24 protein-coding genes and 2 tRNA genes are annotated in these 25,638 nt (G+C 67.3%); 15 read left to right on the top strand and 11 right to left on the bottom strand.

The window, feature by feature from the left end; all coding sequences use genetic code 11:
* The first annotated feature begins 102 nt into the window (after positions 1–102).
* Positions 103–1,200, top strand: a complete 1,098-nt coding sequence (locus AC3IS2_RS12210) for a CobW family GTP-binding protein (RefSeq protein ID WP_489198050.1) — start codon at positions 103–105, stop codon at positions 1,198–1,200.
* Positions 1,197–1,406: a DUF2093 domain-containing protein gene (locus AC3IS2_RS12205; protein WP_489198049.1), complete on the top strand. Its 210-nt coding sequence runs from the start codon at positions 1,197–1,199 to the stop codon at positions 1,404–1,406. Before AC3IS2_RS12210 ends, AC3IS2_RS12205 begins: the two co-directional genes overlap by 4 nt.
* A gap of 177 nt (positions 1,407–1,583) precedes the next feature.
* Here the strand turns inward: AC3IS2_RS12205 and AC3IS2_RS12200 are convergent, their stop codons facing one another.
* Positions 1,584–2,285, bottom strand: coding sequence for an alpha/beta fold hydrolase (locus AC3IS2_RS12200; RefSeq protein ID WP_489198048.1), 702 nt, complete (start codon positions 2,283–2,285; stop codon positions 1,584–1,586).
* Between the two features lie 92 nt (positions 2,286–2,377).
* Between AC3IS2_RS12200 and AC3IS2_RS12195 the strand changes: the two genes are divergently transcribed.
* The 3 genes from AC3IS2_RS12195 to AC3IS2_RS12185 all read left to right on the top strand — a co-directional run bounded on the left by AC3IS2_RS12195 (position 2,378) and on the right by AC3IS2_RS12185 (position 6,115).
* On the top strand, positions 2,378–3,343 hold the full coding sequence (locus AC3IS2_RS12195; RefSeq protein ID WP_489198047.1) for a WD40 repeat domain-containing protein: 966 nt from the start codon (positions 2,378–2,380) through the stop codon (positions 3,341–3,343).
* A 42-nt stretch (positions 3,344–3,385) separates the two neighbouring features.
* Complete coding sequence (mtgA, locus tag AC3IS2_RS12190; RefSeq protein ID WP_489198046.1) at positions 3,386–4,090, top strand: monofunctional biosynthetic peptidoglycan transglycosylase; 705 nt, start codon at positions 3,386–3,388, stop codon at positions 4,088–4,090.
* Positions 4,091–4,192: 102 nt separating this feature from the next.
* Positions 4,193–6,115, top strand: coding sequence for a ubiquitin-activating E1 FCCH domain-containing protein (locus AC3IS2_RS12185; protein ID WP_489198045.1), 1,923 nt, complete (start codon positions 4,193–4,195; stop codon positions 6,113–6,115).
* 82 nt (positions 6,116–6,197) lie between these two features.
* On the opposite strand, the gene AC3IS2_RS12180 is transcribed toward AC3IS2_RS12185, so the two are convergent.
* Positions 6,198–7,109: an isopenicillin N synthase family dioxygenase gene (locus AC3IS2_RS12180; RefSeq protein WP_489200151.1), complete on the bottom strand. Its 912-nt coding sequence runs from the start codon at positions 7,107–7,109 to the stop codon at positions 6,198–6,200.
* Between the two features lie 236 nt (positions 7,110–7,345).
* On the opposite strand from AC3IS2_RS12180, the gene AC3IS2_RS12175 reads away from it, so the two are divergent.
* Positions 7,346–7,558, top strand: coding sequence for a hypothetical protein (locus tag AC3IS2_RS12175; protein WP_489198044.1), 213 nt, complete (start codon positions 7,346–7,348; stop codon positions 7,556–7,558).
* Positions 7,559–7,608: 50 nt separating this feature from the next.
* Here the strand turns inward: AC3IS2_RS12175 and AC3IS2_RS12170 are convergent.
* The 3 genes from AC3IS2_RS12170 to AC3IS2_RS12160 form a co-directional block, all read right to left on the bottom strand.
* Positions 7,609–7,684, bottom strand: a tRNA-Ala gene (locus AC3IS2_RS12170).
* Positions 7,685–7,763: 79 nt separating this feature from the next.
* Positions 7,764–7,839 (bottom strand) — tRNA-Ala (locus tag AC3IS2_RS12165).
* 251 nt (positions 7,840–8,090) lie between these two features.
* On the bottom strand, positions 8,091–8,558 hold the full coding sequence (locus tag AC3IS2_RS12160) for a TIGR02300 family protein (RefSeq protein ID WP_489198043.1): 468 nt from the start codon (positions 8,556–8,558) through the stop codon (positions 8,091–8,093).
* Between the two features lie 211 nt (positions 8,559–8,769).
* On the opposite strand from AC3IS2_RS12160, the gene aroA reads away from it, so the two are divergent.
* The 5 genes from aroA to mscL all read left to right on the top strand — a co-directional run bounded on the left by aroA (position 8,770) and on the right by mscL (position 13,494).
* The gene (gene aroA, locus AC3IS2_RS12155; RefSeq protein WP_489198042.1) at positions 8,770–10,017 is read left to right on the top strand and encodes a 3-phosphoshikimate 1-carboxyvinyltransferase; all 1,248 of its coding nucleotides are present in this window, start codon (positions 8,770–8,772) and stop codon (positions 10,015–10,017) included.
* Entirely contained in the window at positions 10,014–10,658 is a 645-nt protein-coding gene (cmk, locus tag AC3IS2_RS12150; protein WP_489198041.1) for a (d)CMP kinase, read from the top strand. The genes aroA and cmk overlap by 4 nt, the downstream gene beginning before the upstream one ends.
* A 207-nt stretch (positions 10,659–10,865) precedes the next feature.
* Positions 10,866–12,569 (top strand): 30S ribosomal protein S1, encoded by a 1,704-nt coding sequence (rpsA, locus tag AC3IS2_RS12145; protein ID WP_489198040.1) that lies wholly within the window; start codon positions 10,866–10,868, stop codon positions 12,567–12,569.
* A gap of 213 nt (positions 12,570–12,782) precedes the next feature.
* Entirely contained in the window at positions 12,783–13,073 is a 291-nt protein-coding gene (locus AC3IS2_RS12140; protein WP_105562595.1) for an integration host factor subunit beta, read from the top strand.
* Positions 13,074–13,089: 16 nt separating this feature from the next.
* On the top strand, positions 13,090–13,494 hold the full coding sequence (gene mscL / locus AC3IS2_RS12135) for a large-conductance mechanosensitive channel protein MscL (RefSeq protein ID WP_489198039.1): 405 nt from the start codon (positions 13,090–13,092) through the stop codon (positions 13,492–13,494).
* Here mscL and AC3IS2_RS12130 read toward each other — a convergent pair.
* Positions 13,491–14,621, bottom strand: coding sequence for an N-acetyltransferase (locus AC3IS2_RS12130; protein WP_489198038.1), 1,131 nt, complete (start codon positions 14,619–14,621; stop codon positions 13,491–13,493). The genes mscL and AC3IS2_RS12130 overlap by 4 nt on opposite strands.
* A 267-nt stretch (positions 14,622–14,888) precedes the next feature.
* Here AC3IS2_RS12130 and AC3IS2_RS12125 point away from each other — a divergent pair, with 267 nt between their 5' ends.
* The gene (locus AC3IS2_RS12125) at positions 14,889–16,679 is read left to right on the top strand and encodes a peptide MFS transporter (protein ID WP_489198037.1); all 1,791 of its coding nucleotides are present in this window, start codon (positions 14,889–14,891) and stop codon (positions 16,677–16,679) included.
* A gap of 141 nt (positions 16,680–16,820) precedes the next feature.
* Here the strand turns inward: AC3IS2_RS12125 and AC3IS2_RS12120 are convergent, their stop codons facing one another.
* Positions 16,821–18,860 carry a TonB-dependent receptor plug domain-containing protein gene (locus tag AC3IS2_RS12120; protein WP_489198036.1) on the bottom strand — a complete coding sequence of 680 codons (2,040 nt, stop codon included), beginning with the start codon at positions 18,858–18,860 and terminating at the stop codon, positions 16,821–16,823.
* A 224-nt stretch (positions 18,861–19,084) separates the two neighbouring features.
* On the opposite strand from AC3IS2_RS12120, the gene AC3IS2_RS12115 reads away from it, so the two are divergent.
* Both AC3IS2_RS12115 and AC3IS2_RS12110 read left to right on the top strand, forming a co-directional pair.
* On the top strand, positions 19,085–19,963 hold the full coding sequence (locus AC3IS2_RS12115) for a TraB/GumN family protein (RefSeq protein ID WP_489198035.1): 879 nt from the start codon (positions 19,085–19,087) through the stop codon (positions 19,961–19,963).
* A 59-nt stretch (positions 19,964–20,022) separates the two neighbouring features.
* Positions 20,023–20,937, top strand: coding sequence for a TraB/GumN family protein (locus AC3IS2_RS12110; RefSeq protein WP_489198034.1), 915 nt, complete (start codon positions 20,023–20,025; stop codon positions 20,935–20,937).
* Positions 20,938–20,943: 6 nt separating this feature from the next.
* Here AC3IS2_RS12110 and tldD read toward each other — a convergent pair whose 3' ends face one another.
* The 4 genes from tldD to AC3IS2_RS12090 form a co-directional block, all read right to left on the bottom strand.
* A complete protein-coding gene (gene tldD / locus AC3IS2_RS12105) occupies positions 20,944–22,374 on the bottom strand; it encodes a metalloprotease TldD (RefSeq protein ID WP_489198033.1) in 1,431 nt (476 codons plus the stop codon).
* 237 nt (positions 22,375–22,611) lie between these two features.
* The gene (locus AC3IS2_RS12100) at positions 22,612–23,391 is read right to left on the bottom strand and encodes a GIN domain-containing protein (RefSeq protein WP_489198032.1); all 780 of its coding nucleotides are present in this window, start codon (positions 23,389–23,391) and stop codon (positions 22,612–22,614) included.
* Positions 23,392–23,415: 24 nt separating this feature from the next.
* A complete protein-coding gene (locus AC3IS2_RS12095; protein ID WP_489198031.1) occupies positions 23,416–23,988 on the bottom strand; it encodes a DUF1700 domain-containing protein in 573 nt (190 codons plus the stop codon).
* The gene (locus AC3IS2_RS12090; protein ID WP_489198030.1) at positions 23,985–24,401 is read right to left on the bottom strand and encodes a PadR family transcriptional regulator; all 417 of its coding nucleotides are present in this window, start codon (positions 24,399–24,401) and stop codon (positions 23,985–23,987) included. Before AC3IS2_RS12090 ends, AC3IS2_RS12095 begins: the two co-directional genes overlap by 4 nt.
* 248 nt (positions 24,402–24,649) lie before the next feature.
* Here AC3IS2_RS12090 and coxB point away from each other — a divergent pair, with 248 nt between their 5' ends.
* A complete protein-coding gene (gene coxB / locus AC3IS2_RS12085; RefSeq protein ID WP_489198029.1) occupies positions 24,650–25,627 on the top strand; it encodes a cytochrome c oxidase subunit II in 978 nt (325 codons plus the stop codon).
* The last annotated feature ends 11 nt before the right edge of the window (positions 25,628–25,638 follow it).

Below are 25,638 nucleotides of genomic sequence, written 5' to 3'. Positions count from 1 at the left end.
GCGCAGAAGCCCCTCCACCGCTACGCGGTCCCCCTCGCCACAAGTGGGGAGGAAAGAGCGCCGCCCTTTTCTTTCTTCTCTTGAAGCTCCATCTAGCCGCCCATGACCCAGAAGACTCCCGTCACCGTCCTCACCGGCTACCTCGGCGCCGGCAAGACCACCCTGTTGAACCGCATCCTCACCGAGGATCACGGCAAGCGTTACGCCGTCATCGTCAATGAGTTCGGCGAGATCGGCATCGACAACGACCTGGTGGTCGGCGCCGATGAGGACGTGTTCGAGATGAACAACGGCTGCGTTTGCTGCACGGTGCGCGGCGACCTGATCCGCGTCGTCTCGGGCCTGATGAAGCGCCAGCGTCCCGGCAAGCCCGCCTTTGACGCCATCATCGTCGAGACCACCGGCCTGGCCGACCCCGGCCCGGTGGCCCAGACCTTCTTCGTCGACGAGGAGGTCAAGGCCAAGACGCAGCTGGACAGCGTCACGGCCCTGGTCGACGCCAAGCACGTCATGGCGCGCCTGGACGACAGCAAGGAAGCGCGCGAGCAGGTGGCGTTCGCCGACCGCATCATTCTGAACAAGATCGACTTGGCCTCCGAGGACGAACTGGAGGTCGTCGAGAGCCGTCTGCGCGCCCTCAACCCGCTGGCCCCCATCGTTCGCGCCGAGCGCTCGAACGTGCCGCTGGATCAGGTGCTGGGCCTGCACGCCTTCGATCTGGAGCGCATCCTCGAGGTCAAGCCGGACTTCGTGAACCCGCCCCACGGCGCCGAGGGCCACGTCCACGACGCCGACTGCGGCCACGATCACGACCATGACCACGTTCATGACGAGCACTGCGGCCACGACCACGTTCATGGGCACGATCATCACGACCACGGCCCGCGCGGCCACGCCCACAACGACGACATCAAGGGCATCTCCCTGACCCTGGATCGTCCGCTGAACGGCGCCAGGTTCACCGCCTGGCTGGACAAGCTGCTGGGCGAGCAGGGCCAGAACATCCTGCGCGCCAAGGGCATCATCGACGTGGACGGCGAGGACCGCCGCCTGGTCTTCCAGGCCGTGCACATGATCCTGGAAGGCGACCTGCAGAAACCCTGGGGCGACAAGGAGCGCCGCTGGAGCCGCGCCGTCTTCATCGGCCGCGATCTGGACGAGGCCGCGCTGAAGGCCGGGTTCGAGGCCTGCGCGGCATGAACCCGCCGCCCCGCGCCCGGGTCGAGGCCAAGCTGATCTACGGCACGCCCGAGTTCGAGATCGTCAAGGGCGGCGACCATGTGGTCTGCGCCGTCTCGGGCGCGGTGATCCCGCTGGATATGCTGAACTACTGGAGCGTTGAGCTTCAGGAAGCCTACGCTACGCCCGACCTGATGACCCAGCGCTGGGTCGAGACGCACAGGTAGGACCCTCTCCCGGTGGGAGAGGGCTTGAGCGCGCGAGAGTGCAGCGATCGTTCTGGCGCGAAAGGGTGAGGGGCTGACGTTTCAGTCGGCGTAAGGCGTCGCGCTACGGCCTTCGGCCGACTTCCGCCGTGAACCCTCACCCTTTCGGCTGGCGGATCGCCTGCGGCTCTCCGAGCCTCAAGCCCTCTCCCATTGGGAGAGGGTGGACAGCCACTCCGCCATGATTTTCGCCAGCGCCTTGGGCCGTTCCAGCGGGATCATGTGGCCGCTGTCGGCGATGTGAACCAGCGTCGAGCCGGCGATCCCGCGATGCAGTTCCTCGGCCTCGTCGGCGCCGCGCAGACGGTCGGCGTCGGCGGCGACGATCAGGGTCGGCTGGCGGATCTCGTCCAGCCGGTCCAGGTCGCCGGCGCGCGCCATGGCCGACTGGCGGTGGAAGACCTCGCCGCCCAGCCGCAGACCCATGTCGCGGATGCGGGCGATCAAGGCTTCATCCCCGGCCAGATCGGGATGCAGGGACGAGACGATGGCGGGGCGGCTCAGGCCCTTGAACGCCTTGGGCGCGGCCTTCAGGGCTGAGCGGCGCTGGCGGATCAGTTCCTCGGTGTCGCCGCGGGCCGAGGTGGCGATCAGGATCAGGGCCGTGACCCGCTCGGGCGCGATGCGCGCCAGTTCGCGCGCCACATAGCCGCCCATGGAAAAGCCCACGGCGACGAAGCGATCCGGCGCGTCGCTCAGGAGGGCGGCGGCCATGCTTTCGATGTCTTCGCCGCGGCTCAGGTCGGTCGCGACCAGAGGCCCGAACGGGGCCAGGTCGTCGGTCATGGCGTCCCACAGGGTGGCGTCGGCCATGAAGCCGGGAATGAGCAGCAGGGTCATGGGCGCCTCTATAGGCCCAAGTCAGGCCAGCGCGCGACAGACGCGATGCGGAGCGCTATGAGGCGCGTCTGACTTCTTCTGCGTGAGCCGACATGACCACCTTCAACTTCGACGCCCAGGTCACCGCCGCCCTGTTCGACAAGACGGGCGCGATTTTCGCCCTGGGCGACGGCTCGGTGCGGTTCGAGAACGGCGCCCGCAGCGAGGTCCATGACGGGGCCATCCTGTGCGCCGCCGTCCACCCCTCGGGCGAGGGCATCGTCACCGGCGGCGACGACGGCAAGGTGGTGTGGAGCCGCGAGGGCGAGGCTGTGCTGCTGGCCACGGCCAAGGGCCAGTGGATCGACTCCATCGACGCCTCGGCCGAGAGCGGCCTGATCGCCTTTTCGGCGGGCCGCACCCTGTCGGTGATCGACAGCAAGGACGCCGTCTTCCGTCGCGACTTCCAGCACGAACGCACCGTCTCGGGCGTGGCCTTTGATCCCAAGGGGCGGCGCATCGCGACCTCGACCTATGGCGGCGCCTGGCTGTGGTATGCGCGCATCGAGCAGCAGCAGCCGGTCAAGATGCCCTGGGCGGGGTCGCACCTGGCGGTGTCCTTCTCGCCCGACGGCGCCTTCGTCGTCACCGCCATGCAGGACAATCAACTGCACGGCTGGCGGATGAAGGATCAGAAGAACATGCGGATGGGCGGCTATCCGTCCAAGATCAAGAGCTTCGCCTTCCTGGCCAAGGGGCAGCTTCTGGCCACCTCGGGCGCGCAGGGCGTGGTGCTGTGGCCCTTCATCGGCGCCAACGGGCCGATGGGCCGCGAGGCGACCGAGATCGGTTTCGACGAATCCACCCTGATCGCCCAGGTCGCCGCCGCGCCCGCGCACGGCCGCCTGGCGGCGGGGCTGGAGGACGGCCGCGTCTGGTGGGCCGATCCGGCGGGGCAGGGGCTGGCCTTCATCAAGGAAGAAAAGGGCGCGCCCATCGTCGCCCTGGCCATGAGTTCCGGCGCCGCCCGCGTCGCCTGGGCCGACGAGGACGGTCAGGCGGGCGTGGTCTCGCTCTGAGATCGCGCTTGCGCTGAAGCTTGAGCCCGGCAGGATGGCGTCATGACCCGTGCGAAGACCCGCAAGCGGCGCCCGCTGCTGACCCTGCTGCTGATCCTGGCCCTGATCCCGATCGGCGGGGTGGTGCTGCATCGGTTCGTCCCGCCCCTGTTCACCATCCTGATGGTCAAGCAGGCGGTCGCGGGGCACGGCATGGACTATCGCTGGCGCTCGCTGGACCATATCTCGCCGCGTCTGGTCGAGGCGGTGATCGCCGCCGAGGACGCCCGCTTCTGTCAGCACCACGGCTTTGACGTCGAGGCCATCCAGAAGGCGATGGAGGCCAATGAGCGCGCCGAGCAGCGCGGCTCGGACAAGCGACGCGGCGCCTCGACCATCAGTCAGCAGACCGCCAAGAACGTCTTCCTCTGGCCCAGCCGCGACTGGGTGAGGAAGGGGCTGGAGGTCGGCTACACCGGTTTGATCGAACTGGTCTGGGGCAAGCGCCGGATCATGGAGATGTATCTGAACGTCGCCGAGTGGGCGCCGGGCGTCTATGGCGCCGAGGCCGCGTCGCAGCACTGGTTCCACAAGAGCGCCGAGAAGCTGACGACGCGCGAAGCCGCCCGCCTGGCCGCCATCCTGCCGAGTCCGCGCCGCTACAAGGCCGCTTCGCCCAGCCCCTATGTCCGCCGCCGCGCCAGCCGCATCCAGGCGGCCATGGGCACGGTGCGCGAGGCGGGGCTGGACCGCTGCGTCGACCGCTAAGACGGCGTTAACCCTTGCCGTAGGGCCATCCCTTAACCGAACCGCGCCACAGTCGTCTGAAATGCGGGCCTGCGTCCGCTGCGGAATTCAGGGGCCGAGACGGTGAAGCACGGGGCGAGAAACGGACTGAACCGGCTGACGCGCGCGGCGCGGGGCCTTGTTTCGCGGTTCAAGGCCAGCACGCGCGGCAATGTGGCGATGATGTTCGCCCTGGCGCTGCCGATGCTGGTCATGGTCACTCTGGGCGCCATCGACATCCACCAGGCGTCCAAGGTGAAGGCCAATCTCCAGGACGCCCTGGACGCCGCCGCCCTGGCCGCCGCCCGTTCCAAATACACCGACGAGGTCAACCTGGACCGCATCGGGCTGGACGCGCTGAAGGCCAATATGCCCGCCTATTTCAAGGCGGGTTCGAGCGACACGGCCAGCTTCAAGCTGCAGGGCAACACCATCGTCGCCGACGCGCAGGTGAACGTGAAGGTGCTGGTCGCCAACATCGTCCTGCCGCCCTACGGCAAGATCATGGACGACTACCTGCCGGTCGGCAGCCACTCCGAAGTCCTGCGCGCCTCGCGCGATGTCGAGGTGGCGATGGCGCTGGACATCACCGGGTCGATGCAGGGCCAGCCGCTGATCGACCTGAAGGCGGCGGCGAACGAACTGATCGATATCGTCGTGCAGGATCAGCAGACGCCCTTCTACTCCAAGGTCGCCCTGGCGCCCTACGGGGTTGGGGTGAACCTGGGGACCTATGCCGCCGATGCGCGGGGGGCGATCCCGGCGCCGGTCTCGATCACCAACGCCCAATGGAAGACGGGCGCCGCCAAGAACATCGGCGGCATCACGCGCGCCAATCCGGCGGTCTTCACCTCCAACAACCACGGCTTCGCCAATGGCGACTACGTCTGGGTCAGGGGCATCAGCGGCATGACCCAGATGAACAACCGCGCGCTGGAGGTCGTGAACAAGCAGACCAACACCTTCCAGGTGCGCATTCCCGGCCAGTCCAGCCCGCTGAGCACCACCTCGGGCTACAACAGCTATTCGTCCGGCGGCACGATCCAGAAATGCCTGGTGTCGGACTGCTCGGCGGTCGTCACCGCCAGCGGTCATGGTCTCTCGAACGGCGAGGCCGTGTGGATTGAAGAAGTGAATGGCATGACCCAGCTGAACAAGAAGAGCTGGGTGGTGGGCAATGTCACCGCCAACACCTTCTCGACCGGGGTTTCGGCCGCCAGCTACGGGACCTACACCAGCGCCGGTCGGGCCTGGTGCGCTCAGCAGGGGTGCGAGTGGTATCGTTTCGACAACGCCGCCGGCGGCGTAACCAACTACAAGGTCAGCGACTGCGCCAGCGAGCGCACGGGGGCGGAAGCCTATACCGACGCCGCGCCGACCAGCGGTGCGCGGTTCGGCCGCAGCTATACAACCAGTCCGTATGCTTCGTCCGGCAATCCCTGCCCGGCGTCGACCATCATGCCCTTGTCCAGCAGTCGCGATGACCTCAAGGCCAAGATCAACGCTCTGACGGACGACGGCTCGACGGCGGGCCAGATCGGCCTGGCCTGGGGTTGGTATCTGGTGTCGCCGAACTTCTCGTCCCTGTGGACCGGCGCCAGCACGCCGGCGGCCTATAGCCCGCAGAAAACGTTGAAGGTCGTGATCCTGATGACGGACGGCGAGTTCAACAGCCCCTTCTGTCAGGACGCGATCGCGCGCGACGCCGGCCCCAGCAGCGGCGGGGCCGCCACCCACATCAACTGCGACGCGACCAACGGAAACGCCTTCTCGCAGGCGGTGGCCCTGTGCGACGCCATGAGGCAGCAGAGCGTGATCGTCTATACGGTCGGGTTCAACCTCAACACCAGCACGGGCGGGCCGGGCGTCGATACGGCCATCGAGGTGCTGCGACGCTGCGCGACCAACGAAAACACCCACTTCCACAACGCCAACAGCGGCACGAGCCTGAAGGAGGCCTTCAAGGCCATCGGCCGGGACATCACCCGGTTGCGCATCGCGCGCTGACGCGAGCGACAGGCGGACAGACAAAAGGGCCGGCGGATCGCTCCGCCGGCCCTTTCTTCGTTCCAGTCGATGCGCCGATCCGTCAGATCAGGCGGATCTCCTTGAGGCGCTCCATCAGGAAGTCCTCGGCCAGGATGGTCTTGCCGGCGTAGCGGTCCGGGTTTTCCGGGGTGATGGTCGAGGCCAGGGTCTCGATCGGGAAGTCCGGGTTGAAGTGCAGGAAAAAGGGCGTCGAATAGCGAGCGAAGCCGCGACGCTCAGGCGCCGGGTTGACCACCCGGTGCGTCGTCGACGGCAGGACGTGGTTGGTCAGGCGCTGCAGCATGTCGCCGATGTTGACCACCAGGGCGCCCGGCGGCGGCGCGATGTCCAGCCACTCGCCGTCGGCGTCCTTGAGCTGCAGCCCGGCCTCCTCGGCGCCCAGCAGCAGGGTGATGACGTTGATGTCCTCATGGGCGCCTGCGCGCACGCCCGGGGCGTCGGCGGGGACCGGCGGATAGTGCAGCATCCGCAGCACGCTGTTGCCCAGCTCGACCTTGTCCTCGAAATAGTCGTCGCCCAGCTTCATGTAGCGGGCGATGGCCTTGAGGATCTTGCGGCCCAGCTGATCCAGGGCGTCGAACATGCCGTAGAGATGCGGCTGGAAGCCCTCGATCTCGGTCGGCCAGACGTTGTCGCGCATGTATTTGCGATAGGGGTGGTCCGCCGGCAGTTCGCGGCCGACGTGCCAGAACTCTTTCAGGTCCACGGCGGCGGCGCCCTTGGCGGCTTCGACGCCGAAGGGGGTCAGGCCGCGCGCGCCGCCGGTGCCGGGCTGGTGGTACTGGCGCTTCACATCCTCGGGCAGGGCGAAGAAGGCCTTGGCGTCGGCGATGGCGGCGTCGATGGTCGGCTGGTCAAGGCCGTGGTCGGCGATCACGGCGAAGCCGTAGCGCGAGAATGAGGCGCCCAGGGCGTCGGCGAAGGCCTGGAAGTCGGCGTCATAGCCCCGCATCGACACGGGGACGATGGCGCGGGTCTTGGTCTTGTCCTCGGCGGAGGCGGCGGCCAGCGGGGCAGGGGAAAGCGGAGAGCTCACGGGCGAATATGGCCTCTGAATGGGTGATATGGAGGGTTCCATACGCCTTGCCGGAACAAATTGGCAGTCCGGCGCCGTCGCGGGGCGGTCTCGCCTTTGACTCTCAAGCGTCGCTGTTGTCGTGTGTGGGTTCAGCCAGGACGGAGGACGACATGGACGCGCGATCTCGGCCCGAGCCGCCGAAAGGAGAGGGGGAGTGGACCCTGCTTCAGGTCCGGCCTGACCGCAGCTTCTGGCAGCAGACGCGCACCCTGGTCCCCGGGCGGACCGTGTCCTGGTTCGTCATCGTCCGCCCGCCCGAGCAGTTGAGCTATGACAGCTTCGACGAGGCCGAGGCCATGTTCCGGGCGATGGACGAGGATTGAGCGGAGGCAGATAGGACAAAGGCCCCGCGGGGCTTCCGCGAGGCCTTTGATGGTGGAGCTTAGCGGAGTCGAACCGCTGACCTCTTGCATGCCATGCAAGCGCTCTACCAACTGAGCTAAAGCCCCGTGCCTTGCGGCTTGGGTATGTGCCGGCGAACCGGGTAGATAGGACGAAGGCCCCGCGGGTGCTCCGCAGGGCCTTCGATGGTGGAGCTTAGCGGAGTCGAACCGCTGACCTCTTGCATGCCATGCAAGCGCTCTACCAACTGAGCTAAAGCCCCGAACCTTTCGGTCGGCCCCGCCGGAGACGTTGTGGTCTCCAGCGAGGGGCGGAAACTATGTCAGGCCTTTTGAGAGATCAAGCCGCTCTGACAACTTTTTTTCCGCTTATTTTTCCGACCCTTGGTCCTAGAGCCTGATCGGTTGAGGAGGAATCGCTTCGCGATCCCTCCGATGGCGTGAATCAGGCTCCAGGCATAATACTGGAGCGAATATCTGGGTCTGGCCGCGAAGCGTCCAGACCGATTTCGCTCTAGTCGTCGTCGCGCGACGGCTTGACGATGTCGTCGTCGAGGCTGTCGTCGTCTTCGTCTTCGATGAAGGGCACCGAGTCATCGTCGTCGTCGGCCAGGGCGTCGTCGTCGTCGCCGTCCGAGGCGCCCATGCCGGCGTCGTCGGCGCTGGGTTCGGCGTCGTCGTCGTCGTCCGGGGTCAGGATCGGCTCATGGCCTTCCTCGTCGATCTCGGGGGTCGAGGCTTCAGCGTCCTCTTCCTCTTCGTCGCCGTCGACCGACTTGTCGGCGACTTGATCCTCGGCCTCGTCGTCGGCGGCGAAGCCGGCGCCGGTGCGACCGCGAACGCGGCGGTTGCGCATGGCTTCCTCAAGCGGATCGAACTCGGTGTCGCACTTGGGGCAGTGCGCCGGGCGACGGTTCAGGTCGTAGAATTTGGCCTGGCAGTTCGGGCAGACCTGCTTTTGGCCCAGTTCGGGTTTGGCCACGGGATAACCTTCGGCAGGAGTTGAATTCCGGAATTCGGCCGGCTCCCTTGCCACCCAAGGGGGCCGCTGTCAAAAGCCTTCTTATCCGCGCTGGCGCGGCGTTTCCTGAACAATCGGAGTTTCTGGCCGGGTGACTGCCCCCTCGACCCTCACCGCGCGACCTGTTTCCGCCCTGTTGAAGGGCGCTGTCCGCGCGCCCGGTGATAAGTCCATGTCGCACCGCTCGCTCATCTTCGGCGGCATGGCCGAGGGCGTGACCGAGATCGAGGGGTTGCTGGAAGGCGACGACATCCTGGCCACCGCCCGCGCGGTCGAGGCCTTCGGCGCGACGGTCGAACGGCTGGGCGAGGGGCGCTGGCGGGTGACGGGCCAGGGCGGTTTTCGCAGTCCCGGTGCGGTCATCGACTGCGGCAACGCCGGCACCGGCGTGCGCCTGCTGATGGGCGCCGCCGCCGGCTATGGCCTGACCGCCACCTTCGACGGCGACGCTTCGCTGAGGAAGCGGCCGATGAAGCGCGTCACCGGCCCCCTGGCCGACATGGGCGCGCGCTTCGACTGGAACGGCGCCGAGGATCGCGTGCCGCTGACCCTGCATGGCGGCGGTCTGACCGGCATTGAATATGTGCAGACGGTGGCCTCGGCTCAGATCAAGTCGGCCATCCTGCTGGCCGGTCTGAACGCGGCGGGTGAGACCGTCGTGGTCGAGCCGGAAAAGAGCCGCGACCACACCGAGCGGATGCTGCGCGCCTTCGGGGCGACGGTGGACGTGGCCGAGGAGGGCGAGGGCTGGCGCATTCGCCTCAAGGGCGGGCAGCGTCTGACCGGAACCTTCGTGGCTGTGCCGGGCGATCCGTCGTCGGCGGCCTTCCCCCTGGCGGCGGCGCTGATCGTTCCGGGCTCGGAGGTCACGGTCGAGGGCGTCATGCTGAACCCGCAGCGCACGGGCCTGTTCGCTGCCTGGATCGAAATGGGCGCCGACCTGACCATCTCGAACCGTCGCGTCAGCGGGGGCGAGGACGTGGGCGACATCACCGCCCGATATTCGCAGCTCAAGGGCGTGACGGTGCCGGAAGACCGCGCCGCCTCGATGATCGACGAATATCCGATCCTGTCGGCGACCGCCGCCTATGCTGAGGGCCGCACCGTCATGCGCGGCATCGGCGAGATGCGCGTCAAGGAGAGCGATCGTATTTCGCTGATGGTCGCCGGCCTGACCGCCTGCGGCGTCGCGGTGGAGGAAGAGGCCGAGGGCTTCATCGTCACCGGAGGGCCTGTGCGCGGCGGGGCGACCGTCGCCACCGCCCACGATCACCGCATCGCCATGAGCCACCTGATCCTCGGCCTGGCCGCCGAGCAGCCCGTCTCGGTGCTGGACCCGGAAATGATCGCCACCAGCTTCCCCGGCTTCGTCGAGATGATGAACGGCCTGGGGGCTTCGGTGTCGGAGGGCGCGGCGTGAGCCTGATCATCGCCGTCGACGGCCCCGCCGCCTCGGGCAAGGGCACCATCGCCGCGCGTCTGGCGGCCTATTACGGCCTGCCGCATCTGGACACGGGCCTGCTGTATCGCGCCGTCGGTCTGGCCGTGCTGGGCGCGGGGCAGGATCTGGGCGACGCCGAAGCGGCCGAGGCCGCCGCGCGCTCCCTGGACCTTGCGGGCCTGTCGGACAACCCGCGTCTGACCGAGCGCGACGCGGGCGAGGCGGCCAGCCGGGTCGCCAGCCACCCCGGCGTGCGCGCGGCCTTGCTGAAGCTGCAACAGGACTTCGCCCGCCAGCCCGGCGGCGCCGTTCTGGACGGGCGCGACATCGGCACGGTCATCGCCCCCGACGCCGTGGCCAAACTCTATGTCACCGCCACGCCCGAGGTCCGCGCCGAGCGCCGCTGGAAGCAACTGACGGCGCGGGGGCAGGACATCGCCTTCGCTGACATGCTGGAAGACATCCGCCGTCGCGACGAGCGGGATTCCGGCCGGGATTCCGCCCCCATGGTCCAGGCCGAGGACGCGGTCTTGCTGGACACGACCGATCTAGGTATAGAAGCCGCCTTCGATGCGGCCCGCCGTATCGTCGAGGCGGCGCGCGTCCGCGCCGGGGTCTAGAATTCCCTCAAGCAGCGATGCGGTAGGGAAGGCATAGAGCCCGGCGGACAAATCCAACGCTCCTGACCTCGGCTTCCGCGGGCGTCCTGGCTTTATTCGTTCGCGCCTCTTGCGCCGGCCTCGCGTCCTGACGACCTGACTTTCCCTATTCCCTGTTTATCCACCCGTGCGGGACCCTGCGGTCGCGCGCCTCAACCCCAGAGCTACATGACCGACACCCTGAACCCCTCGCGCGACGATTTCGCCGCGCTGCTCGACGAACAACTGCAAGGTCGCGACCTTGGCGAAGGCCAGGTCGTTCACGGCCGCGTCGTCGGCATCGAGAAGGACATCATCATCATCGACGTCGGTCTGAAGACCGAAGGTCGTATCCCGGCCCGCGAATTCGGCATCGGCGAAGGCGCCGTCATCCCGAAGGTCGGCGACAACGTCGAAGTCTACCTGGAGCGCGTCGAGAACGCCCTGGGTGAAGCGGTCATCAGCCGCGACAAGGCTCGTCGCGAAGAAGCCTGGACCCGTCTGGAAGTCGTCTTCGCCGAAGGTCAGCCGGTCAACGGCGCCATCGTCGGTCGCGTCAAGGGCGGCTTCACCGTCGACCTGGGCGGCGCCTCGGCCTTCCTGCCCGGCTCGCAAGTCGACATCCGCCCGGTGCGCGACGTCGGCCCGCTGATGGGCAAGGAACAACCCTTCGCCATCCTGAAAATGGACCGTCCGCGCGGCAACATCGTCGTCTCGCGTCGCGCCATCCTGGAAGAAGCCCGCGCCGAACAGCGCACGGAGCTGGTCGGCCAGCTGCAAGAGGGTGAAGTCCGCGAAGGCGTCGTCAAGAACATCACCGACTACGGTGCGTTCGTCGACCTGGGCGGCATCGACGGCCTGCTGCACGTCACCGACATGTCGTGGAAGCGCGTCTCGCATCCGTCGCAAGTCCTGGCCGTCGGCGACACCGTCAAGGTCCAGATCGTCAAGATCAACCCGGACACCCAGCGCATCTCGCTCGGCATGAAGCAGCTGCAGTCGGATCCGTGGGACGGCGTCGAAGCCAAGTACCCGGTCAACGCCAAGTACACGGGCCGCATCACGAACATCACCGACTACGGTGCGTTCGTTGAGCTGGAAGCCGGCGTCGAAGGCCTGGTCCACGTCTCGGAAATGTCCTGGACCAAGAAGAACGTCCACCCGGGCAAGATCGTCTCCACCTCGCAGGAAGTGGAAGTCATCGTCCTGGACGTCGACAGCGCCAAGCGCCGTATCTCGCTGGGCCTGAAGCAAGCCCAGAACAACCCGTGGGAAGCCTTCGTCGAGGCTCACCCGATCGGTTCGACCGTCGAAGGCGAAGTCAAGAACGCCACCGAGTTCGGCCTGTTCGTCGGCCTGGACAACGACATCGACGGCATGGTCCACCTGTCGGACCTGGACTGGAACGTGTCGGGCGAAGAAGCCATCCAGCGTTACCGCAAGGGTGAAACGATCAAGGCCAAGGTGCTGGACGTCGACATCGAGAAGGAACGCGTCTCTCTGGGCGTCAAGCAACTGGGCGGCGATCCGATGGAAGGCGACGTCTACAAGCGTGGCCAGCAGATCACCGTCACCGTGACGTCGATCGAAACCGGCGGCATCGAAGTCAAGTTCGGCGAAGACGACGCGCCGGTCACGGCCTTCGTCCGCAAGTCGGACCTGTCGCGCGACCGCAACGAGCAACGTCCGGAACGCTTCGCCGTCGGCGATCGTATCGACGCCATGATCACGGGCATCGACAAGGCCACGCGCCGCGTCTCGGTGTCGGTCAAGGCGCTGGAAATGAAGGACGAGGCCGAGGCCATCGAACAGTTCGGTTCGTCGGACTCGGGCGCTTCGCTGGGAGACATCCTGGGCGCCGCGCTTCGCGAAAAGGCCGGTTCGAAGGAATAATCTTCCTTTCTGACCAGAAAACGGGGCGGCTGGAGCGATCCAGCCGCCTTTTTTCTTGCGCGTCGGGCAAGAACCCGCGCCAATGGCGAGGCTTGCCCGTGAGAATCGCTCCTGAACCGACGCGACCCCCTTTCTTCCTGTGGCGTCAGACGGTTAGGGTGCGAACCTGAGCGGAAGCGATTGCATCTGAAACAGCGACGGGCGGGGGCCTGAATGATCAAGTCTGAACTGATCGAGAAGCTGGCGGCCGAGAACATCCACCTGACCCACGCTGAGGTGGAGCGGGTCGTCAACGTCATCCTGGGGCAGATGACCGAGGCCCTGTCGGACGGCGGCCGGGTCGAACTGCGGGGCTTCGGCGCCTTTTCGGTGCGCAGCCGGCCCGCTCGGGTAGGGCGCAACCCTCGCACCGGCGAAACGGTCGAGGTTCCGGCCAAGGCCGTGCCCTTTTTCAAGAGCGGCAAGGAACTTCGCGAGCGCCTGAACGCTTCCGGCGACGCTTGAAACGAAAGACTGAAGAATGAGCCTGCTGACCGAGTTTCGTGAATTCGCCGCGCGCGGCAACGTCGTCGACCTGGCGGTCGGCGTCATCATCGGCGCCTCGTTCGGCAAGATCGTCACCAGCCTGGTCGATCAGATCATCATGCCGCCCATCGGCCTGCTGCTGGGCAAGGTGGACTTCTCCAAGCTGGAGTGGGTCCTGGTCCCTGAAAATCCGGCGACAGAAGCCGTCGAGAAGGTGGCCATCCAGTACGGCGCCTTTATCAACACTCTGATCCAGTTTCTGATCGTGGCCTTCGTGGTCTTCCTGCTGGTCAAGGGCATTAACAAGATGCGCCGCGAGCAGCCGGCCGAAGCCGCCGGCCCGACCCCGACCGAGGCCCTGCTGGCCGAAATCCGCGACGAGCTGAAGGCGCGGCCCTAGGCTCCGATCGAGGCCCTGGCTTCCGACGGAGCGTCCTTGCTGGACGCCCATCGGCCGGGCGTCGCGATCGACCGTCGCGGCAGCGGACGTATGCAGAAAGAATAGTCGCCGTCGAACGGGGTGGGGCGCCAGTCGTCGGCTCCCTCGACGCCCGGCGTGAAGGCGACGTGGCAGTGTCCCCAGCCGCCTTCGCGTCGCGCCCGGCGCGCCAGGTCGCCCAGATCGCGCAGGGTGTTCTCGGTCACGACCTGAAGCCGCACCTTGGCGGCGCCGAGCGCCGGGGCGAGTTGCAGCAGGGCGGCGGCCAGGGCGGGGATCGCCGGGCGGTCCCGGTCCAGCGCTTCCAGATCGAGGATCTCCAGCGTCAGCGGCTCGATGGAGTTGCCCTTGCCCAGCAGCGCCAGGGCGTGGCCGGTGATCTCGCCTCTCAGGCGGCGCACCAGATGGAGGGGCTGGACGGTCAGATCCGGGTCGGACAGCCGCCAGCGCAGCATGGCCGGGCTGCGGTCGGCCGTCAGCCGCCCCTGATCGCGCAAAGCCGACCAGAAGCGGGCGTAGGGCGAAGCGTCGGACAGGTCGTCCAAGACCGCAACGCCGTCCGCCAGCCGTGGCGTGTCCGAAGGTCGCGCGGCGCGGCGCGGGGGCAGCAGCTGTTCGCCGAGCCAGCGCGCGGCGCGCGGCTCGCGCGCCACCAGCGTGCGCAGGCCCCGGCTGTAGAGGCAGGCGGCCGGATTGATGATCCACGACAGCTTCAGCGCATGGGTTTGGGCCGGCCAGGGAACCATGCCGAAGCGTTGATACAGGGGGCTGGAGCGGGCGTTGGCGTTCAGGGTGTAGCGGGCGAAGCAGCCGGGTTGCGCGACGAAGGCCCCGATCAGATCGCGACTGCGGCCTCTCTGGTCGGGCGGCACGATGACCGAGAACCCCGTCGCCCCATACAGAGGGCGGCCGCCGGACCAGAAGCGCTGGATGAAGTTGCCGAGAAAGGCGGCGGGACCGCCGTCGGCGGCCTCGACCACCCAACCCGCCGGAGCGTCCAGCGCGCGGCGCGCCGGATTCTCGTCGAGCCAGCGCCAGCCGTCGGGCGAGCGCTCGGGCCACCAGACGTTCCGGTGCAACCGGTTCACGCCGGACACGTCAGAGGGTTGAAAGCGGCGGACGGCCATGTGCGTCAGGTCTTCCTCGAGGCTTGGCGATAACGAATCGGTTCGAGCTTCGAGTTGTACGATCGACCCATAGGGATTAATTATTCAATCTTTGGTTGCATCATGCAGTCTGGCAAATGCGTCATTGCGGTGACGGATCGCCGCGTTAACGCTTGTTCCCGCGGCCCCGCCGTGCTGTTTCTCCCGGCTTAATGCGCCAGTCAGGGCGCAGCATTTGGGAGAACGCCGTTGAGCACGACGGATGGGGGGGGCGCGCTGTCGGCGACGCCTCGCAAGACGTTTCTAGGACACCCGCGGGGGCTGGTGGTCCTGTTCCTCACAGAGATGTGGGAACGCTTTTCCTTCTACGGGATGCGGGCGCTTCTGGTCCTGTATCTGACCCAGCATTTCCTGTTCGGCCCGAAAGAGGCCCAGGGCATCTACGCCGCCTATGCGGCGCTGGTTTACCTGATGCCGGTCGTCGGCGGCATGCTCGCCGACAAGTACCTGGGCTCGCGCAAGGCGGTCATCATCGGCGCTGTCCTGCTGGTCGCCGGTCACTTCATGATGGCCTTCGAGGGCACCGGCGGTCGGGAACGGCTGACCATCGGCGCCACGACCTATGAGCTTCAGGTCGAAGGCCGCGATCAGAACCGCACCATCTTCGCCGTCAACGGCGACGAGCGGACCCAGATCAAGATTTCGCCCGAGGGCGTTTCCAAGGTCGGCGCCGAACCGGCGGCGGCCGTCGCGGCCGACGCCGCAGCGCCGGTCGCAGCTCCGGCCCCGGCCCAGGCGAGCGGCTTCCCCGCCTTCACCGCCACGGACGGCTACAAGCTGGAAACGACGCGGGACCTCGGCTTTGGGGAGCCGGTCCTGTTCTTCGCCCTGTCGCTGATCATCGTCGGCGTGGGCTTCCTGAAGGCCAATATCTCGACGGTCGTCGGCTCGCTGTATGAAGAGAACGACCCCCGTCGCGACGGCGGCTTCACCATCTTCTACGTCGGCATCAACCTGGGTTCGGTGCTGGCCACGGCGGCCTGTTCCTACCTCGGCATGAAGTACGGCTGGGCCTATGGCTTCGGCCTGGCCGGCATCGGCATGTTGCTGGGTCTGCTCACCTTCATCCTGGGCCAGAGCTGGCTGGAAGGTCGCGGCGGCCCGCCGCAGCCGGAAATGCTCAAGACCCGCAAGGTCTTCGGCGTGCCGTTCGAAGCCATCTTCTGGATCGGCGGCCTGGTCGCCGTCTTCCCGGTCTGGCTGCTGATGCAGCGTCACCACATCATCGAGACGGCCCTGCCCTGGCTGGCCGGCGTCATCTTCGCCTCCGTCGTCGGCTACGTGGTGTTCAAGCTGCGCGGCGCAGAGCGCAGCCGCATGCTGGTCGCCCTGTCGCTGATCTTCTTCTCGGTCCTGTTCTGGGCCCTGTTCGAACAGGCCGGGTCTTCGCTGACCCTGTTCGCCGACCAGTCCACGGCCATGCCGTCGTGGTTCAACGCCCCCATGACCCAGATGTTCAACCCGGGCATCATCGTCATCGGCGGCCCGATTGTCGCCGCCCTGTGGGTGTGGCTGGGCAAGCGGAACATGGAACCGTCGACCCCGGTCAAGTTCTCGTTCGCCCTGATGCTGGTGGGCGGCGGCTTCCTGCTGCTGACCTGGGCGGCGGGAACCCAGGCGAACGTGGACTTCCGCGTGCCGCTGATCTTCCTGTTCCTGACCTATTTCATGCACACGATGGGCGAGCTGTGCCTGTCGCCGGTCGGACTGTCGATGATCACCAAGCTGTCGGTGGATCGCGTCGTCGGCATGATGATGGGCGTCTGGTTCCTGTCCAGCTCGGTGGCCCACATCGCCGCCGGCTTCATCGCCCAGGCGACCTCGACGGACACCGTGGCCGGCGTCGTCACCAGCCCCGAACTGGCGCTGCAGACCTATGGTTCGATCTTCGGCACCATCGGCTGGACCGGCGTCATCGTCGGCGTGGCGCTGTTGGTCCTGTCGCCCCTGCTCAAGAAGGGCATGGCCGGCATCCACTGATCGCCTGACAGGCTTTGAGCCAAGATGAAGGGCGGCGTCTCGCAAGAGGCGCCGCCCTTTTCAGTTGGTCCGGGGAAGGCCCGCCTTGGCCCCTTCCGGCGTCGGGGGGACGGGAAGGGGGCGGGTTCTTGCTCTTGCGCCTCAGAAGGTCTTGCGGACGCGGATCTGGTAGAAGGTGCGCGGGTCGACGATGCGGTCCTCGACGAAGGCCACGGGGCGCGTCACGCGATCGGTGAAGACGGTGCGTTCGAAGTCGAAATTGTTCCAGATGTTGACCTGGGCGCGGATCGACAGGGTCGGGGCGGGCTTATACTCGGCCCACAGTTCGTAATAGTCGCGGCCGCGCCAGCCCGAGACCTGATCCGGCTGGAAGTTCTTCTGGCCCAGCAGCGGGATCCAGGCGCCGCCCCACTGCAGCTTCCACGAGGTGATGTCCTGCTGGAAGGTGATGGTGGCCTGGGTCGGGCGGACGCCCGAGATCGGCCGGGTCCTGCCCGTGGTCGGGTCCGTCACCTCGGTCTTGTTCCAGGTGTTGCGGAAGCCGAACTTGCCGCCCGAGACGCCCAGTTTGGTGGTCGGGATGGTCACGTTCAGCGCCAGCTGGTCCAGGGTCCCGTCGCCGATGTTGCCGACCGCCGCCAGACCGCCGTCCAGCGGGATCAGGTCGATGGCGTTGGTGATCTCGTCGTGACGCAGGCCCAGGCTGACGATGCCTTCGCCCCAGAAGCGCTTTTCATAGGTCACTTCGCTGACCCAGCGTGATTCCGGCTGCAGGTTGACGTTGCCCCCGAAGACGTTCTCGTCGGCGAACTCGGCCGAGGCGGCGAAGTCGCCGAAGTCCAGCTGGCCCACGGTGCGCTCGAACCGCAGCCGCAGCTGGTTGTTGGGCATGGGGGTCCAGGTCGCCAGGATGCGCGGCTTGGCGAAGAAGAAGCTCTTCTCCTGCGAGGCGTCGCCCGACTGGCTGATGGTCGAGGATTCCAGCCGCAGGCCGCTTTCCAGCGTCCATTTCGGATTGATCCGCCAGGTCGCCTTGCCGAACAGCTCGCCGCGCGTCTCCTCGACCTTGACCGAGGCCGAGGGCAGGGGCACGCCGACGCCGCCGACCGAATAGGCCTGTTCGGTCTCCAGCATGTTGTAGGCGATCTCGCCGCCCGTCTCGAGGTCCATCGACGGCGAGCGCTCGTAGCGGATCAGGCCGCGCAGGATGGTCTCCGACGAGTTGCCGTTCGAGCTGAACAGCTGTTCGGGGCTGTCGACGGCGCCGAGGCGGGTGCGCGAGGTGGAGACGTCGTCGAACTCGCTGAACTCGTGAATGAAGCGGGTTTCCAGCTTCAGCTTCTGCGTCAGGGGGCGGGTGAAGACGACGCCTAGTTCGCCGCTCTTGCTGTCGCTGTCAAAGAGGTTCTCGCGCCGGATATCCGGCGCGGTCTGCCGGCTCAGGTTGTGGAAATCGTTGATTCCGTAGCGCGCCGTCAGATCGACCTTGCCGCCCAGGAAGGGGCTGGAGAAGTTGCCCCGGATCGCGTTCCCGCCGCCGTAGCTGTCGTTGTAATAGCCCTCGTCGCGCAGCACCGTCCCATTCGGCGCGACGCGCAGGACGCGGCCGACGCCGTTGGAGTCGCTCATGGACATGCCGTCGCCCAGGGTGACGCCCCAGGTGCGGTCGCCGTCGCGGGCGGTGAACTGATAGGTGCCGCCGAAAGTGTCCCGGCCGCCCTCGAACAGGTTGGCGTTGGTGGTCAGGATATGCTCGCGGCTGGAGGTGGTCTTCAGGATGACGTTGGCCACGACCGAATAGCCCTGCATCTCGATGCCCGGCGCGCCGCCGCGCACCAGTTCGATGCGCTCGACCTGCGCCGCCACGGTGCGGCCCAGGACGTTGGAGCCGGTGTCGTTCTTGGAGGCCGGGCGCGACCCGTTGATCAGGATGTTGCCGACCGCCCCTTCGAAGCCCCGGGCGCCGTCGCCGTCGTTGACCGAGAAGCCGGGGACGCGGTTGACCATGTCCAGCGCCGTGTTGGGGCGGGCGTCCTTGAAGAAGTCGGGCGTGAAGACCAGGACGCCCTGATCGCTGGCCTGCGCGGTCTGCGGCGCAGGCGTCGTGTCGGCGAAAGCCGGCGCGGCTGCGGCGAACGCCAGTGCGGCGGTGGTGGCCAGCAAAATGGTCTTGGTCATCATTCTCTCCCTCGGTCGTGGGGAAGGTGTGACGGCAGCAAGGCCCAGTCTCCAGTTACAAGCCGGACAGGTGGATTAAATCGCGGACAGCATTACCGATTAGTCAGATTACAGGTCGGTTGGTGACTGTTACGCCAGTGTTTATGACCTCTCATGTCCTTGCCGTTTCGGCGCTAGTTCTTGGCTTGTCATTGGGCGCGCCCGCGCGGGCGCAGGACCCGACGCCCGTGACCACGGTGGAAGAGATCGTCGTCACCGCCCGCCGCGCTGGGGCGCCGATGTGGACTGTGCGTCAGGATGATCGGACTCTGATCCTGGTCGGCGAGATCAAGGAGGCTCCGCGCGGATTCGAATGGCGCGCCCAGGCGCTGGAAGACGCCGCCGGCCGCGCCGATCGTATCTTGTTCCCGCAGGAGGGCCGTGCTTCGCCAGCTGACTTCATGCGGCTGATCTGGCGCATCCGCACGATCGGGTTTTTGCCGGCAGGGCGGACGACCAGCGACTATCTGGACGTTGTCGATCAGGCGCGGCTCGACGCCTTGATGGCCGAGGAGAAGAGTGATCGTTGGCGTCGGCTCAGTCTGCTGATGATCGCCATAGACCTGATGAACGAGAAGGCGGGAGGCGATGCGTCGCGGCCCGTCGGGGTGGCGGCCGCCGTACGAAAGGCGGCGCGCAAGGCGGGGACGCCGATACGGCCCATCGGCGTCGTGCGCGGCGACGAAGTGATCGAGGCGCTGATCGTGGCGCCGCCTGCCGGCCATGTCCCTTGTCTTCGCGCGGCCTTGGCTGCTGCTGAGGAGGGGGCGGACGCGACCGCGCGACGCGCCGAAGCCTGGCGTGGGCTGAGGGTAGCCGAAGTCATGGCTTCGCCGGTCGATCAGGCGTTTGATCGCTGTTGGCCCTGGGGTGACCCGGAAATCGGCCCCCGTGTGCGCAGCGAATGGACGACCGCCCTGGAGCAGGCGCTGACCGAACTGGGCGTCACCATGGCCGTGGTGCCCCTGCGCACCTTGGCCGAGCCGGACGGCGTGCTCGATGCCCTGGTGGCCCAGGGCTATGAGATCGAGGGGCCGGAGTGGAAGGCTGCATCCGCCGGCGACTGATCGGACCGAATGATCCAGGTTGATGAACGCCGGGGAGGGCGACGATGCCGAGATTTGTGATGCTTCTCGCTGCGGCCGCGAGTCTGGCCCTCGGGCTTCCTGCGGCCGCGCAGGATGATCCGACGACCGAATTGGAAGACATCGTCGTGGTCGCGCGCCGTTCGGGCGCCCCGGTGTGGCGGATCTACGACGGCGACAGCACGGTGATTCTGGTCGGGTCGATCCGGTCGATCCCGCGCGACATCGTCTGGCGGCCTGAAGCGCTCGAGGCGGCTGTGCAGCAAGCCGACGCCATCGTCATGTCGCAGTCCGCCACGATGAGCCTGGGGGATTTCATGCGTCTGCGCCGGGCCAAGGCGCGGCTGCCGCAAGGCCAGACGGTCGCCGACTATCTCGACGCTGGGCAGCAAGACCGGCTTCAGCGCCTTGGGGCGAGCTATAGACAGGATTATTCCGAACGCGGTCTGGTCGCCATTGCTCAGGACCTGCTCGACCGTCGCCTGGCCTATGGGCGCGGGAGCGGACCCAGTGCGGAGGGCGTGATCCGTTCTACCGCCCGCAAGGTGGACAAGACGTCGGTTCTGGTTGGAAACATGGAAGCGTATCACATCGATGAAGCTGTCGTCGTGCCGGATCAGGGCCAGGTCGCCTGTCTGACCGCCGCCATGACCGCTGCGGAGGCCGGACGGGACGGCGTCGGCCTGCGGGCGTCGAGCTGGGCCCGCCAAGACGTGCCGACGCTCATGGCGACGCCGCTGGAACAGGCCATTGACCGCTGCACATGGTATGCGGACGGTGATCTGCGCCGCCAGGGCCGCGTCCAGTGGAGCCAGGCGCTCTCGGATGCGCTGGCTGCCCCGAAGACCACCATGATGGTCACATCCGTCAGCATCGCCGCCGAGGCGGGCGGACTGCTTGATCAGGCCGAGTCCCGAGGACTGGAAATCAGCGGTCCCGACTGGAAGGCCGACTGACCTCGATCAGACCGCCGTTCCGCCCACCGTCAGTCCGCCGATCTTGAGGCTGGGCTGGCCGATGCCGACGGGGACGCCCTGGCCGGCCTTGCCGCAGGTGCCGACGCCGGGGTCGAAGGCGAAGTCGTCGCCGACCATCTGGATATGGGTCAGGGCAGTGGCCCCGTCGCCGATCAGGGTGGCGCCGCGCACCGGGGCGGTGATCTTGCCGTCCTCGATCAGATAGGCCTCGGTGCACTGGAAGACGAACTTGCCGTTGGTGATGTCCACCTGGCCGCCGCCGAAGTTGGCGGCGTAGAGGCCGCGCTTGGTGCTGGCGATCATGTCGGCCTTCGAATCCTTGCCGCCCTCCATGAAGGTGTTGGTCATGCGCGGCATGGGCATGTGGGCGAAGGACTGACGCCGCCCGTTGCCGGTGGCGTTCGCGCCCAACTGACGCGCCGACAGCCGGTCGTGCATCAGGCCGACCATGATGCCGTCCTCGATCAGGACGGTGCGCGAGGTCGGGGTTCCTTCGTCGTCGAACGACAGCGAGCCGCGCCGCCCGGCGATGGAGCCGTCGTCCACGACCGTCACGCCCGGGGCGGCCACGCGCTGGCCCATCTTGCCGCTGAAGACCGACGAACCCTTGCGGTGGAAGTCGCCCTCGAAGCCGTGGCCGACCGCTTCGTGCAGCAGGACGCCGGGCCAGCCGGCGCCCAGGACCACGTCCATCTCGCCCGCCGGGCAGTCGACGGCGTCGAGGTTGATCAGGGCCTGGCGCAGGGCCTCGTCGATCTGGCCCTGCCAGCGGTCGGGGGCGATCCAGGCCTCGAAGCCCGCGCGGCCGCCGGCGCCGGAGGAGGCGCTCTCGCGCTTGCCGTCGCGCTCGACCGTGACCGAGACGTTCAGGCGGACCAGGGGGCGCACGTCGCTGAGCAGCCGGCCGTCGGCGCGCAGGATCTCGACCGCGCGGCGCTCGCCGATGATGGAGGCCGAAACCTGAACCACGCGCGGGTCGCGAGCGCGCGCCCAGGCGTCGATCTCCGACAGCAGTTCGATCTTGTCCGAGAAGCCGGGCGAGGCGAGGGGATCGACCTCGTCATAGAGTTTCTGATTGGTGGCGCGCGGGGCCTCGGCGGCGTGGCCGGCGTAGCCGCGCTTGGCCAGCGACGCGCTGTCGGCGGCGCGGCGGATGGCGGCGGCGGAAATCTCGTTGGCGTGGGCGTAGCCGGCGGTCTCGCCGGCCACGACGCGCAGGCCGAAACCCTCGACCGCATCGTAGGAGGCGCCCTTCAGCCGCCCGTCGTCGAACACAAGAGATTCGCTTTCGGTCTTTTCCAGGAACAGCTCGCCGTCGTCCGCGCCGGCCAGGGCCGTCTGCAGGATGGACAGGGCCTCGTCGGGGGCCACGCCCGCGGCGTCGAGGATGGGGGAGGGGGAGGCGACTGCGGTCATGCAGGCTAGATAGGGTCTGCGGGGCGCGGCGTCACGGCCCGCAAAAGCAATCGGTCGCCGGCGGGGCAAATAAAAGCCCTCCCCCTCGAGGGGGGAGGGTTGGGCGGGGGTGAAGGCAGGCGGTTTGACCGGAGGACGCGGGAGGCGCCGCCTCTTGCGTTTTCATAGTCAGGGCAGCGACCGCACCCCCATCCCCGACCCTTCCCCCCTCGAGGGGGAAGGGGGACTATCGTGCTGTCAGTCCTGGGTGACGTCGCCCGAGCCGCTGATGTCCTGGCGCAGTTGAGCCGGGCGGCGGGTCAGGCGCACCGAGCCGCTGCCCGAGACGTCGACCTCGGCCTTGCCGGTCGGGCCGACCTCGGCGTCGCCGCTGCCGCTGACGCGCAGCTTGGCGTCGGTGACGAACAGTTCTTCCAGTTCGGCGTTGCCGGCGCCCGAGATGTCCAGCGTGACGGCGTCGGTCTTGCCCTGGGCCTGCACGTCGGAGCCGCCGGTCATGGTCAGGTCCAGCGTCGGCTGGTCATAGCCGCGGATGTTCAGCTGGGTCTGGCCCGACAGGTCGAAGGCCTTCACCGAGGGGGCCTTGATGACGACCTTCAGCACGTCGGTCTCGCTCCAGCCGTGGATGCCGGTGCGGGTCCAGCGGATGTAGCTGCGGTCGCCGCGCGGGGCGTCGTCCATCGTCAGGCGGCCGTTGGCGAAGCGAACGCGGTCCACGACAGGCTTGGGACCGATGATGGTGATGCCGGGTTCGTCGGCCTGCTGGTCGTAGGTGATGTCGGCGGGCAGGTTGATGGCCAGCCGTTGGTCGCCGCTCCAGGCCAGGGTGCGGGTCACGTCGGGCGAGACGGCGCCGCGCTCGATCTTGAAGCTGTCGTCGCCGGCGTCGTCGTCGGTGACTACCCAGGTCCAGTCGTGGCGGGCCAGGTCGCGGCCCCCCACAGCAAAGGCGCCGCCGATGCCGACGATGGCCAGGATCAGACCGGCGCCGGAGATGATGAGCAGATTGCGGATCATGTCAGTTCCTCCCTCAGAACCGGATCAGGCTTGCGATTGGGGTTCGAGCGCGGGCTTGACCACGCGGTAGTGCAGGCGGGCGTACCAGACGGTGGCGTCGATCAGCCACTTGGTCAGCAGGGCCATCAGGCCGCCCATGAACAGGCCCAGACCCATCAGGCCGACGCCCAGCAGGGCCGCCGCCAAAGCGCCGCCCGGCACGCCGAGGAAGGGCCCGGCCACCAGGACGAAGCCGCCGGCCACGAAGACTGCGATACAGCCGATCAGGATGGACAGGACCGTGCCGAACACCGGCAGGGCGATGGGCAGCAGGATCAGGATGTCGATCGCGCCCAGGCCCAGGATGCCGAAGATGGCTCCGGCGGCCGAGGAGGCGGTCTGCTCCTGTCCCCAGCGCTTGGCGCTGGCCTCGGCCTTCAGCTCGCGGGCCAGGCGATCGGGATCGCCTAGGGCCGCGGCGACCTGCGCCTCGGAGCGGCCGGCGGCGGCGCCGTCGGCGAAGTGGCTTTCATAGTCGGCGACGATGTCGGCCGCCGTCGTGGTCGGCAGCCCGACCAGGCCGCGTTGCAGGCGGGCCAGGAATTCGGCGCGGTTCATTGTTCAGCTCCCCGTTGAGCGTCTGCGGATTGATCGGTCAGGGCGGCCGTTTCGGCCGGCGCGCCCGCCGTTATGGTGTCGCTGTGCGGCGCGGTGTTCGCCACCAGAGCCTCGACCGCTTGGGCGAAGGCGCGCCATTCGGCGGTCTGGCCCTCCAGGGCGGCGCGGCCGGCGGTCGTCAGCCGATAGTATTTGCGCGACGGTCCGCTGGAGGACTCGACCATATAGGTCTCGACCAGTCCGTCGGACTGCATTCGCCGCATCAGCGGATAGATGGTGCCTTCCCCCATGCCGATGGCGTCGGACAGGCGGCTGGCGATTTCGTAGGCGTAGCTGTCGGAGCGGGCCAGCAGGGCCAGCACGCACAATCCCAGCACGCCTTTCTTCAGTTGGATGTCGATGGAGTCGGGCATGGCGTTCCCTTCGGTGATGGCGAATGAATATCGCAAGGTATCATGCGCTGCAAGGTAGCTGTCGCTACATGACACCGAATTAATCCGCCGATCTTCGCCTCCATCCAGCCACTTGAGCGTCTTGATCGCTTGGCAAGCGTGAAACGAGCCGATAAGGACCGGCCTGAAACGCCGAGGTCCGTCCGGGCCCGGCGGTGCTTGCGAATTGCTCGCAAGTATCGGCTGCAGAACGGTTTATGAGGACTCGAATGGGGATGGGCACGCGAGCCATGGCGCGGATCGGAGGCGGAATCGCCGCGACCGCCCTTGCCGCCTTCGTAGCCGCGCCGGCTTGGGCGCAGGATGTGCTGGGGCAACCGACTCCGGGCGGGATCGACCTGCAGCCGGCTGCGTCGCCGCTGAAGCATGAGGCGATCTTCTTCCATGACGTGGTGTTGATGCCCGTCATCACGGTCATCACCCTGCTGGTGCTGGGTCTGCTGATCTGGATCGCCATCCGCTACAACAAGCGTGCCAACCCGGTTCCGGCCAAGTGGAGCCACAACACGGTCATCGAGGTCATCTGGACCGTGGTGCCCGTGCTGATCCTGGTCGGCATCTCGCTGTTCTCGTTCCGCCTGCTGTTCGCCTATCACGACACGCCGGAAGTCGATCTGACGGTCAAGGTCACGGGCAACCAGTGGAACTGGGCCTATGAATATCCGGATCAGGGCGTGGCCGAGTACATCTCGAACATGCTGCCCGAGGACAAGGCTCCGGCCCACCTGTATCGCCTGGCCGCTGACGAGCCGATGGTGGTTCCGGTCGGCAAGACCGTCGAACTGCTGATCACCGCTTCCGACGTGATCCACGCCGTCGCCCTGCCGGCCTTCGGCCTGAAGACCGACGCCGTTCCGGGCCGCATCAACCACACCTGGTTCAGGGCCGAGAAGACCGGCGTCTATTACGGTCAGTGCTCCGAGCTGTGCGGCGTCGATCACGCCTTCATGCCGATGCAGATCAACGTCGTCACCGAGGCCGAATTCGCTGCCTGGGTCGCCTCCAAGGGCGGTTCCATGACCAAGAAGGCTGACGAAGCCGCCGCGGCCGCCGCCGCCGCTGCTGCGGTTCCGGCCGCGGCTCCGGCCGCAGTCGCCGCTCCGGCTGCTGACGCCGCCGCCCCGACCGACGCCGCCGCCGCTCCCGCGGCCCCTGCCGCCGCGCCTGCCGCGCCGGCCGCCCAGTAACAGAGACGCGA

The sequence above is a fragment of the Brevundimonas sp. KH_025 genome (genome assembly GCF_057839885.1).
This window is presented reverse-complemented; position numbering and strand designations above follow the sequence as displayed.

Excerpts from the sequence above, each read along its gene's own strand:
- AC3IS2_RS12175 (WP_489198044.1), top strand. The coding sequence starts at position 7,346 with ATGGACGCGCGATCTCGGCCCGAGCCGCCGAAAGGAGAGGGGGAGTGG.
- tldD (WP_489198033.1), bottom strand. The coding sequence starts at position 22,374 with ATGACCGCAGTCGCCTCCCCCTCCCCCATCCTCGACGCCGCGGGCGTG.
- AC3IS2_RS12205 (WP_489198049.1), top strand. The coding sequence starts at position 1,197 with ATGAACCCGCCGCCCCGCGCCCGGGTCGAGGCCAAGCTGATCTACGGC.
- AC3IS2_RS12200 (WP_489198048.1), bottom strand. The coding sequence starts at position 2,285 with ATGACCCTGCTGCTCATTCCCGGCTTCATGGCCGACGCCACCCTGTGG.
- AC3IS2_RS12090 (WP_489198030.1), bottom strand. The coding sequence starts at position 24,401 with ATGCCCGACTCCATCGACATCCAACTGAAGAAAGGCGTGCTGGGATTG.
- AC3IS2_RS12180 (WP_489200151.1), bottom strand. The coding sequence starts at position 7,109 with ATGCGGGGCTATGACGCCGACTTCCAGGCCTTCGCCGACGCCCTGGGC.
- rpsA (WP_489198040.1), top strand. The coding sequence starts at position 10,866 with ATGACCGACACCCTGAACCCCTCGCGCGACGATTTCGCCGCGCTGCTC.
- mtgA (WP_489198046.1), top strand. The coding sequence starts at position 3,386 with ATGACCCGTGCGAAGACCCGCAAGCGGCGCCCGCTGCTGACCCTGCTG.
- AC3IS2_RS12095 (WP_489198031.1), bottom strand. The coding sequence starts at position 23,988 with ATGAACCGCGCCGAATTCCTGGCCCGCCTGCAACGCGGCCTGGTCGGG.
- aroA (WP_489198042.1), top strand. The coding sequence starts at position 8,770 with ATGTCGCACCGCTCGCTCATCTTCGGCGGCATGGCCGAGGGCGTGACC.
- AC3IS2_RS12110 (WP_489198034.1), top strand. The coding sequence starts at position 20,023 with ATGCTTCTCGCTGCGGCCGCGAGTCTGGCCCTCGGGCTTCCTGCGGCC.
- AC3IS2_RS12210 (WP_489198050.1), top strand. The coding sequence starts at position 103 with ATGACCCAGAAGACTCCCGTCACCGTCCTCACCGGCTACCTCGGCGCC.
- AC3IS2_RS12100 (WP_489198032.1), bottom strand. The coding sequence starts at position 23,391 with ATGATCCGCAATCTGCTCATCATCTCCGGCGCCGGTCTGATCCTGGCC.
- coxB (WP_489198029.1), top strand. The coding sequence starts at position 24,650 with ATGGGGATGGGCACGCGAGCCATGGCGCGGATCGGAGGCGGAATCGCC.
- AC3IS2_RS12140 (WP_105562595.1), top strand. The coding sequence starts at position 12,783 with ATGATCAAGTCTGAACTGATCGAGAAGCTGGCGGCCGAGAACATCCAC.
- AC3IS2_RS12120 (WP_489198036.1), bottom strand. The coding sequence starts at position 18,860 with ATGATGACCAAGACCATTTTGCTGGCCACCACCGCCGCACTGGCGTTC.
- mscL (WP_489198039.1), top strand. The coding sequence starts at position 13,090 with ATGAGCCTGCTGACCGAGTTTCGTGAATTCGCCGCGCGCGGCAACGTC.
- AC3IS2_RS12195 (WP_489198047.1), top strand. The coding sequence starts at position 2,378 with ATGACCACCTTCAACTTCGACGCCCAGGTCACCGCCGCCCTGTTCGAC.